Source organism: Peptoniphilus sp. HMSC075B08, from assembly GCF_001815405.1.
Classification (GTDB): domain Bacteria; phylum Bacillota; class Clostridia; order Tissierellales; family Peptoniphilaceae; genus Peptoniphilus_A; species Peptoniphilus_A harei.
The window spans coordinates 209,745-219,015 of record NZ_KV820458.1; the positions used below are offsets into that span (position 1 = coordinate 209,745).

General features: G+C 35.6%; 9 protein-coding genes, 6 tRNA genes and 1 other annotated feature. All 15 genes read right to left on the reverse strand.

What is annotated here, in order from left to right:
* The gene (locus HMPREF3023_RS07650; RefSeq protein WP_070702270.1) at nt 1-1,254 is read right to left on the reverse strand and encodes a S1C family serine protease; all 1,254 of its coding nucleotides are present in this window, start codon (nt 1,252-1,254) and stop codon (nt 1-3) included.
* Between the two features lie 186 nt (nt 1,255-1,440).
* Complete coding sequence (locus HMPREF3023_RS07655; protein ID WP_070702272.1) at nt 1,441-2,283, reverse strand: MetQ/NlpA family ABC transporter substrate-binding protein; 843 nt, start codon at nt 2,281-2,283, stop codon at nt 1,441-1,443.
* 38 nt (nt 2,284-2,321) lie between these two features.
* Entirely contained in the window at nt 2,322-3,149 is an 828-nt protein-coding gene (locus tag HMPREF3023_RS07660; RefSeq protein ID WP_070702275.1) for a MetQ/NlpA family ABC transporter substrate-binding protein, read from the reverse strand.
* A 59-nt stretch (nt 3,150-3,208) separates the two neighbouring features.
* Nucleotides 3,209-3,862: a methionine ABC transporter permease gene (locus HMPREF3023_RS07665; protein WP_070702277.1), complete on the reverse strand. Its 654-nt coding sequence runs from the start codon at nt 3,860-3,862 to the stop codon at nt 3,209-3,211.
* The gene (locus HMPREF3023_RS07670; RefSeq protein WP_070702279.1) at nt 3,863-4,867 is read right to left on the reverse strand and encodes a methionine ABC transporter ATP-binding protein; all 1,005 of its coding nucleotides are present in this window, start codon (nt 4,865-4,867) and stop codon (nt 3,863-3,865) included.
* Nucleotides 4,868-4,902: 35 nt separating this feature from the next.
* Nucleotides 4,903-5,129 (reverse strand) — a binding site (T-box leader).
* Between the two features lie 53 nt (nt 5,130-5,182).
* Entirely contained in the window at nt 5,183-6,790 is a 1,608-nt protein-coding gene (gene hcp, locus HMPREF3023_RS07675; protein ID WP_210400922.1) for a hydroxylamine reductase, read from the reverse strand.
* 202 nt (nt 6,791-6,992) lie between these two features.
* Nucleotides 6,993-7,562, reverse strand: coding sequence for a TlpA family protein disulfide reductase (locus HMPREF3023_RS07680; protein ID WP_070702282.1), 570 nt, complete (start codon nt 7,560-7,562; stop codon nt 6,993-6,995).
* A complete protein-coding gene (locus tag HMPREF3023_RS07685; protein WP_070702304.1) occupies nt 7,555-8,439 on the reverse strand; it encodes a 4Fe-4S binding protein in 885 nt (294 codons plus the stop codon). The genes HMPREF3023_RS07680 and HMPREF3023_RS07685 overlap by 8 nt, the downstream gene beginning before the upstream one ends.
* Nucleotides 8,432-8,578 carry a CD1871A family CXXC motif-containing protein gene (locus tag HMPREF3023_RS09485; protein ID WP_168165805.1) on the reverse strand — a complete coding sequence of 49 codons (147 nt, stop codon included), beginning with the start codon at nt 8,576-8,578 and terminating at the stop codon, nt 8,432-8,434. The genes HMPREF3023_RS07685 and HMPREF3023_RS09485 overlap by 8 nt, the downstream gene beginning before the upstream one ends.
* A 112-nt stretch (nt 8,579-8,690) precedes the next feature.
* Nucleotides 8,691-8,766: transfer RNA gene (locus HMPREF3023_RS07690), tRNA-Lys, on the reverse strand.
* Between the two features lie 46 nt (nt 8,767-8,812).
* A tRNA-Ser gene (locus HMPREF3023_RS07695) sits at nt 8,813-8,901 on the reverse strand.
* A gap of 20 nt (nt 8,902-8,921) precedes the next feature.
* A tRNA-Lys gene (locus tag HMPREF3023_RS07700) sits at nt 8,922-8,997 on the reverse strand.
* Nucleotides 8,998-9,002: 5 nt separating this feature from the next.
* Nucleotides 9,003-9,078 (reverse strand) — tRNA-Gln (locus tag HMPREF3023_RS07705).
* 9 nt (nt 9,079-9,087) lie between these two features.
* Nucleotides 9,088-9,164: transfer RNA gene (locus tag HMPREF3023_RS07710), tRNA-Arg, on the reverse strand.
* Between the two features lie 5 nt (nt 9,165-9,169).
* Nucleotides 9,170-9,243, reverse strand: a tRNA-Gly gene (locus tag HMPREF3023_RS07715).
* Between the last annotated feature and the right edge of the window lie 28 nt (nt 9,244-9,271).

Below are 9,271 nucleotides of genomic sequence, written 5' to 3' on the forward strand. Positions count from 1 at the left end.
TTAAAAATTATTTCCAAATTCTTGTCTAAACCTATTGAATAATTCTTCTTGTCTTCTTGCTCTCGCTTCTTCTTGGGCAGTTCTTTCCCTTACTTGTTCCCTTATATCTTTTTGGGCCTCCTTGTCATTTTCTATGGAGTAATCAGTAAAAGTTGCTTCAGCTGTCATCTTTTTGCCCTGTCTAATATACTCAACCTCTACCTTGTCGCCAACTTGGTACTTGTAGAGGATTGACTTCAATGCGTTGTTATCAGACACTTGGTCCTTGCCAATTTTTGTTACAATATCTCCTGCTTCAAGCCCAGCAGTTGCTGCAGGTGATCCTTCATAAACCTTGTAGACAAAGATTCCCTTGTCAACAGGTGACTTTTGATTTAAAACTTGAGATGCTACATCCACATTCATTGTAAGCATACCCATGGACATTTCCTTGTAAGATCCTGTTTCAATAACTTGTTTTATAATTGGTTTAATAAAGTTAATAGGAATTGAAAATCCAAGTCCCTCTGCTGATTGAACCTTGACTGTGTTGATTCCAATTACTTCTCCTTCGGCATTTAAAAGGGCTCCACCAGAGTTACCACCATTTATTGATGCATCAGTTTGAATAAGACCTGTCATGTAGCCTCCACCACTTACTGCCCCAACATACCTGTCAAGTCCAGAGATGATACCTTGGGTTACAGTTTGAGAAAATTGAAGTGATATTGGGTTACCAATGGCAATGGCAGTGTCCCCTATTGAAAGGGCATCAGAGTCACCAAGACTTGCCACATTTAACTTCTTATCTGTATTGATTTTTACAATGGCAAGGTCAATCATTTCGTCCGCCCAGATTGTCTTTCCTTGGATATCCTCTTCATTGTTTAGCCTAACTGTCACGTCCTTTACTACTTGGTTGTTTAACTTAACAACGTGAGCATTAGTAAGGATGTAGCCCTTTGGATCAACTATTACACCAGAACCCACACCTTGGACTTCAACTTGTCCAAAGAAGGATTGTTGGACTCCCTTAGTTGTTATCCCAACTACAGAGGACATGGACTTCTTGGCAACGGCTGAAGCCACGGTCATATTGTCCTTGGCAGAAATAGTTATATTTGAATCGCTATTTGTTGTTTTACTTTCTCCCTGTGGCAAGAGCTTGTAAGTTGTTATTGCTGAACCAACAATTCCTCCAATGAGAGAAAAAACTAGGGCAATTATTATTACAATCTTACCCATGCCAGGGTTTTTATTTAAATTCTTCTTCATACTTTCCTCCTATACGATAATTTATGACTTTATCTTAGTATGAATTTGTGAAAGATAAATGAATTTATAATAAAAGCTTTATGATTTTGCTTTTTCATTTTATTTTTGTTTTTTACATATCATTTGCTGTTTTTTATTGGGAATAAAAATTCAAAAAAAGAGACCCCTAAGGATCTCTTAATATTTTTAGTTTTTGAAAGCTGGTATAACTGCTCCCTTAAATGTTTCTTCAATAAACTTCTTAGATTCTTCAGAGTTAAGAACCTTTAAGAATTTTTGAAATTTTTCCTTGTCAACATCTTCTTTTCTAATTGCAACTAGGTTTGCATAAGGTGAATCTGTAGATTCTAAGAAGATTGAGTCCTTAGTTGGGTCAAGTCCTTGGCCAATAGCAAAGTTGGAGTTAATAACAGCAGCTCCTGAATCTTTATAAACTTGTGCAATTGAAGGTGCATCCATTGCTGTGAACTTTAAGTTCTTAGGATTTTCTGCTATGTCTTTTTCTGTTGAGTTAAGATTTGTCTTATCTTTTAATTTAATAAGTCCTGCATCTTCAAGTAGGATTAAGGCTCTTGCACCGTTACTTGGGTCGTTAGGGATTATGATTTCTGCGCCATCTTCAATTTCATCAACTGACTTATATTTTTCTGAGTATAAGGCCATTGGTTCGATGTGAACGTAACCTAGGACGTCAAGATTGTCGATGTTTCTTTCTTCTGTAAAGCTGTCAAGGTAAGGCTTGTGTTGGAAGTAGTTGGCATCAAGGTCGCCTGCTTCTAGTTGAAGGTTTGGTTGGATGTAGTCATCGAAGTTTACAACTTCTACATCAAGTCCTTCTTTTTCAAATTCTGGCTTTAGACCTTCAATGATTTCTCCATGAGGTGTAGGTGATACGCCAATCACAATCTTGTTATCTCCATCTGCTGGGGCTTCTGCCTTAGTGTCATCTTTCTTTGCACCGCCACATCCTGTTAAGGCAAGTGATAGGACCACTGATCCTAGTAAAAATAATTTTTTAAAATTTTTCATATATATCCTCCTCTAAAAAAATTATTACTTAATTAATATTAAAATGTTGGAAGCACTGCTCCCTTGAAAGTATCTTCAATATACTTTCTGCTTTCTTCTGATTGTAAAATTTTTACAACTTTCTTATAAATTTCCTTGTCTTCTTCGCCAGATCTTGCTGCCACAATGTTTGCATAAGGGGAATCCTTTGCTTCTGTGATTATCGCATCCTTTGGATCAAGTCCATTCGCTATGGCAAAGTTTGGATTTATAAAGGCAAGGTCTGCATCTTGGTAAACTCTTGGAATATTTTGTGCATCAACTGCTGTGAATTTTAAATTTTTTGGGTTTTCCACTATATCAACTTCAGTTGAGTTTAAATTGTCCTTGTCTTTTAACTTTATAAGTCCTTCTTTATCTAAAAGTAATAAGGCCCTTGCTCCATTTGTTGGGTCATTGGGAATTATAATTTCTCCACCATCTTCAAGGTCTTTTATGTCCTTTATCTTTGATGAAAATCCAAGAAGGGGTGTGATAAATATTTTTGAATCTTCTAGGGAAACTATATTTGTCTTCCTGTCCTTGTTAAAGCTATCGAGGTAGGGTTGGTGTTGGTAAAAGTTTAGGTCTAAGTCTCCTGATTCAAGTTGTAGGTTTGGTTGCACATAGTCTGAAAAGACTACTAGGTCAAGGTCAATGCCTGCCTTTTCAAATTCTGGCTCAAGGGCTTTTATGAGTTCTCCATGGGGAGTTTCTGATGCCCCAATTGTAACCTTAGTTTTTTCTCCTGCCTCTGTGCCTTTTTCTTCTACTTTGTTGCCTTTTCCACAAGCTGTCAAAACTGCAATAAGTCCAATTAGTGTCAATAAAATTTTTGTCTTCTTCATCTTTTTTCTCCTTGTTGTCAAATATTATGTCTTTTTTCTTCTTTTTTCTTTTTCTTCTCTTATTTTCTCTTGTCTATCTTCTTAGTCAAAAAGTTACCAACAAATTGAACTATTTGAACCAAGATTATAATAACTACTACTGCTGACCAAAGGATTAGAGGCTCATTTCTTTGGTAACCATACCTGTTTGCCACATCTCCTAGGCCGCCTCCTCCCATGACACCAGCCATAGCAGAGTAACCAATTACGTTAATTATTGTCATTGTTATCCCTGTCACTATCATTGGCATTGCCTCTGGTATAAGGACCTTAAAGATTATTTCCCTCTTAGATGATCCCATGGATTTGGCTGCTTCGATGATGCCTGAGTCAACTTGGATAAAGTAACCTTCCATTAGCCTTGCAACAAAGGGTGCTGCTGAAACTGAAAGGGGAATTATCATTGCTGCAGTTCCGTAGGACTTCCCAACAATTAGTCTTGATAGTGGGAATACAACTATCATCAAGATTACAAATGGAAAGGACCTTAGGATATTTATTATTCCATCTAGGATTGAGTAAACTTTTAAGGATTCAGTAAGTCCTCCAGGTCTTGTTGTGGTTAAAATAATTCCCAGTGGAAGACCAATTAAGAGGGCAATTATTGTCGAAGCAATTACCATTATTAAAGTTTGTGGAATTGCCGGTAAAACTATATCAATTATCCTATCCATTTAAAGCACCTCCACAATTACGTTATTTTCTTTTAAGAATTCAATGGCCCTTGCTCTTTCATCATCCTTACCTAGGATTTGAACTGTAAGGTAACCAACATTTGCAGCATTTAGCTTGTTTATATTTCCAGATAAAATTGAAAAGTCTATGTCAAACTTCTTGACACATTGGGAAAGAATTGGCTTGTCGTAGTTGTTGTCTGCATAGGAAAGTCTCAAGACGTCTCCCTTGTAGTCGCTGGCTCTCACATAACCTTCTTCCACATCATCTTCAAGATTTTTAATAAAGGATCTTGTAACTGCAGTTTTTGGATTTGTGAAGAGTTCCTTTGTAGTGTTCTCTTCAATAATTTTTCCTGCTTCCATTACTGCTATCCTGTCACAAATTTCCTTTGCCACTTCCATTTGATGGGTGATCATTATCACTGTCATGTCAAATTCTTCTACAATTTTCTTTAAAAGATTTAAGACTGACTTTGTGTTTGCCGGGTCAAGGGCTGATGTACCTTCATCTGAAAGTAGGATTGATGGGTTTGTAGCAATTGACCTTGCTATAGCCACCCTTTGTTTTTGACCACCAGACAATTCTGCTGGATAAGAATCCTTCTTATCTTCAAGGTCTATAAATTTTAAGAGCTCCTCCACCCTATTTGCTATGTCTTCCCTAGACACTCCAGAAATTTCTAGAGGATAGGCAATATTTTCTGCCACAGTCTTTTGCATGAATAAGTTGAAATACTGGAAGATCATTCCAATATCTTTTCTAGCAGCCCTAAGTTCCTTTTCATTTAGGCCAATAATAGATTTTCCGTCAACTAGGATTTCTCCTGAGCTTGGTTCTTCCAACCTATTTATACATCTAACAAGGGTTGACTTGCCGGCACCAGATAAACCAATTACACCGTAAATCTCTCCTCGATTGACCTTGAAAGAAACATCGTTTAAGGCTCTAAAACTTCTTTCACCAGTTTTAAATTCTTTAACTAAGTTTTTTACTTCAATCATTTTTCCTCCAAAACAATAAAAAAAGAGCTTCCATCCATAAGGACGAAAGCTCGTGTTACCACCTTAATTTATCACTTTCTCACGAAAGCAACCTCTTCAAGTACTATCATACTCTACTTCTGTAACGGGAAGACCCGTAAATACCTAATATCAGCATTTCCTAGAGAAGGCCATGTTCACAAAAAATCTATCTACTTCTTTCACCAAAACGAAGCTCTCTTTAATCAAAATTTTAAGTTACTCTTCTTCTCAAAAGTTTATTTTTGAATTACTTATGATTATATTAGCTTATATTTTAAAAGTCAAGCATGTTTTTTATTTTATTTTTAAATTTTTCATATCTTCTTCAACTGTTGAGTTTCCAGCGATTCCAAAATTTTCAACTAGAACATCTACAACATTTGGAGATAAAAATGCAGGAAGAGTAGGTCCAAGGTGAATATTTTTTACACCTAATGATAGAAGTGCAAGTAAAACAATTACTGCTTTTTGTTCGTACCATGCAATATTATAAGCAATTGGAAGATCATTTACACTTTCAACTCCAAATGCATCAACTAATGCTAGAGCAATTTGAATTAATGAGTAAGAATCATTACATTGTCCTGCGTCTAATACTCTTGGAATTCCATTAATATCTCCAAGATTTAACTTATTGTATCTGTATTTTGCACAACCAGCAGTTAAAATTACAGCAGATTCTGGCAATTCTTCTGCAAATTCTGTGTAGTAATTTCTGTCATTCATTCTTCCATCGCAGCCAGCCATTACAACAAATTTTGTAATATCACCATTATTTACAGCTTCAATAACTTTATCAGCAAGCTCTAATACTTGAGAGTGTGCAAATCCACCAACTATTTCTCCCTTTTCAATTTCTTCTGGAGACTTGCAAGTCTTTGCCATTTCAATTATTTCTGAGAAATCTTTGTGTCCATTTTCATCTTCTTCTATATAAGTGCATCCTGGATATCCTGCTGCGCCAGTTGTAAATAATTTGTCTTTATAAGAATCCTTAGGTGGAACTATACAGTTTGTTGTCATTAAGATTGGACCATTAAAAGATTCAAATTCATCTCTTTGCTTCCACCAAGCATTACCATAATTACCAACAAAGTTTTCATATTTTTTAAACTTTGGATAGTAGTTTGCAGGTAACATTTCTGAGTGAGTGTAAATATCCACACCAGAATCTTTTGCTTGTTCTAAAAGCATTTCAAAGTCTTTTAAGTCGTGACCTGAAACTAGTATACCTGGATTATTTCTAACACCAATATTTACATTTGAAACTTCTGGATTTCCATAAGTTCCTGTATTTGCAGAATCAAGAGTTGCCATTGCCTTATATCCCATTTCACCAGTTTTAAGTGTTAATGAAACTAATTCATCAACAGTTTTTTCTGTTAGAAGTTCTGCCATTGTATTTAAAATAAAGTTATTTACTTCTTCACTTTCAAATCCTAAAACTTCTGCATGTCTTGCATAGGCAGCCATACCCTTTAAACCATAAGTAACAAGCTCTTTTAAACTTCTAATATCTTCATTATCTTCTACTAAAATAGAAACTTCACCTGAATTTATTTTTCTTTCGATTTCAGAAAATTCTTCAGTTGACCACATAGCAGCTTCACTGTATTCTTTATCTTCTCTTAGAGAATTCATAAGCTTAATAGTTTCTTCAATTCTCTCTTTTATTGCAATATCATCAAAGTTTGCATTTGTAATTGTTGTAAATAAATTTAAAACAACTCTATCTACTGCTTCTTTATTTTCTTTTCCACTTTTTACAACTATTTCAGAAAGTCCCTTTGATGTCCAAATTAAAAAGTCTTGTAAATTTGCAACAACTGCAGATTTTCCACATACTCCTCTTTTAGTACAACCAGTGTTTTTAAATGTTTCTTGACATTGATAACAAAACATATCCATGATCTTCATCCTCTCTATTTAAATTATTTCTATAAATTCATAACTTCTAAATACATTTTAATAGAGAGAGAGAAAGATTTCTGTTGCAAATGCAACAATAAAAATTTATAAAAAAAGAGACCCCCTCTCGGGAGCCTCAATTGGTGTATATTAATGAGGAATCACTAAAAGTGATTAATAATCTAAATAAATTAGATTATTTTCCGTCATTAGCAATAATTTGGTCAATTTTTTCATAAAGTTTTTCCATCTTAGCCTTATCATCAACTGAACCTACACTTGCATCTCCCACAATCTTTCCATCTCTATTAATTAAAAGAGTTGTTGGGAAAGCTGTTAGGTTCTTAAGGTAAGCGTCGATTTCTTCAGAAGGTTTAACAGCAAGGTTAGTGTATTTTACTCCCTTAGCCTCTAATATTTTTTCTGCTTCAGCCTTAATTTCTTTATTTTCATAAGTGTCAAGGCAAATTGACATAACCTTAACATTTTTATCCTTTAAGTCTTCACTAATTTTTTGTAGGGCTGGCATCTCATCAATACAACCTTTACAACCTGTGAACCAAATACTCAAAATAGTTACAGGATGGTCTTTAAATACATCACTACTTACTTGATTTCCTTCAAAATCTACTGCATCAAACTTTGGAAAAGTATCTCCACCAGAAAGCTCAGTAGTTTCTTGTGACTTACTTGAGCAAGAAGTCATTGACACTAATAGGATCATGAGAACAAATAATTTACTTATCTTTTTAAAAACTTTATTCATAACTTACTCCTTCATTGGTCTTAGGTTTATTTATCGATGTTGATATAGCAGACGTTGGACAAGCCCTTAGGCAGTCACCACATCTTATACACTCAAGTGCGTTTTGATTTGTAGACATATCAACATCCATCTTGCAAACTCTCTTACACTTGCCACAGGAAATGCATGAATCGTCCACGTGATATTTATAAAATGAAAATTTATTAGTTATAGCGTAAAAAGCTCCAAGGGGGCAAATATATTTGCAGAAAGGCCTGTAGAAAAATATTGACATTAAAACTGTAACAGCAAGAATTGCAGATTTTAAGATAAATAAATTTCCCAAGGCTCCCCTTATAGATTTATTAGCAAGTGAAAGAGGGATTCCACCTTCCAATATTCCCTGTGGACAGATGTACTGGCAGAAATATGGAGAAGCTCCACCAAGTTCATCTGTTAAAAATACTCCAAAAAGCCAGACTACAAAAATTAAAATAAAATACTTTAAGTATTTCAAAAAAGAAAATCTTCTTGTAGAGAATTTTTTTGTAGGAATCTTGTAAAGTAGATCCTGAAAAAATCCAAAGGGACACATAAATCCACAGATAAGTCTTCCAAATAAGGTCCCAAATAAAAGCATGAGTCCCGTCACATAGTAGGCAAAATTAAATTTTGACGAGCCAACAAGTGCTTGAAAGGAACCTATTGGACAAGAAAAGGCAGCCCCAGGACATGAATAACAATTTAGTCCTGGAACGCAAAGGCTCTTAGTCTTACCTGTATATATTGTTCCCTTAAAAAAGTTTGGAATATGTAAATTTGTAAGAAGGGCAAAAGTCCCTTGAAATAAGTTTCGTTTTTTACCAATATTTTTTAGAAGATTTATTAAACTAACCAATTCCAACACACTCCAAGCAAATTCTTATGGCTTTGGATAGGACAGTGTCCACTTCATGCCTATAAGCTCCATAAATTATGAAGGCAATAGACAAAAGTAGCATAAGATAGGATAATTTATTTTCTGCAAAATCCCTCATGTTTTCACCTCACAAGTAGTATAGCATTTTAGATGTAAAGATAAAGTTAAGAAATCTTTATTTAATAAAATTTTTCAAAAAAAAAGCTGTGAAAATTAATTCACAGCTAATATGGTGACCCATGCGCGATTCGAACGCGCGACACCTTGATTAAAAGTCAAGTGCTCTGCCGGCTGAGCTAATGGGTCTTATTCAGTTTCAATAAAAAATCTGTGTTAACCACAGATTAAAAAATGGCGGAGAGGAAGGGATTCGAACCCTTGTGGGCTTGCACCCTAACGGTTTTCAAGACCGCCCCGTTATGACCACTTCGGTACCTCTCCACAAATATAAAATTTAAAAATGGTGACCCATGCGCGATTCGAACGCGCGACACCTTGATTAAAAGTCAAGTGCTCTACCGACTGAGCTAATGGGTCTCACTTGGCTGGGGTGGCAGGACTCGAACCTACGCATGCCAGAGTCAAAGTCTGGTGCCTTACCGACTTGGCTACACCCCAATAATTGATTGGCGCACCTAGGAGGATTCGAACCCCCGGCACACGGATTAGAAGTCCGTTGCTCTATCCTACTGAGCTATAGGTGCTTATATGGAGCGGGTGAAGGGAATCGAACCCTCGCAACCAGCTTGGAAGGCTGGGGCTCTACCACTGAGCTACACCCGCATAAATAATTTTTTATAAAATTTTTGGT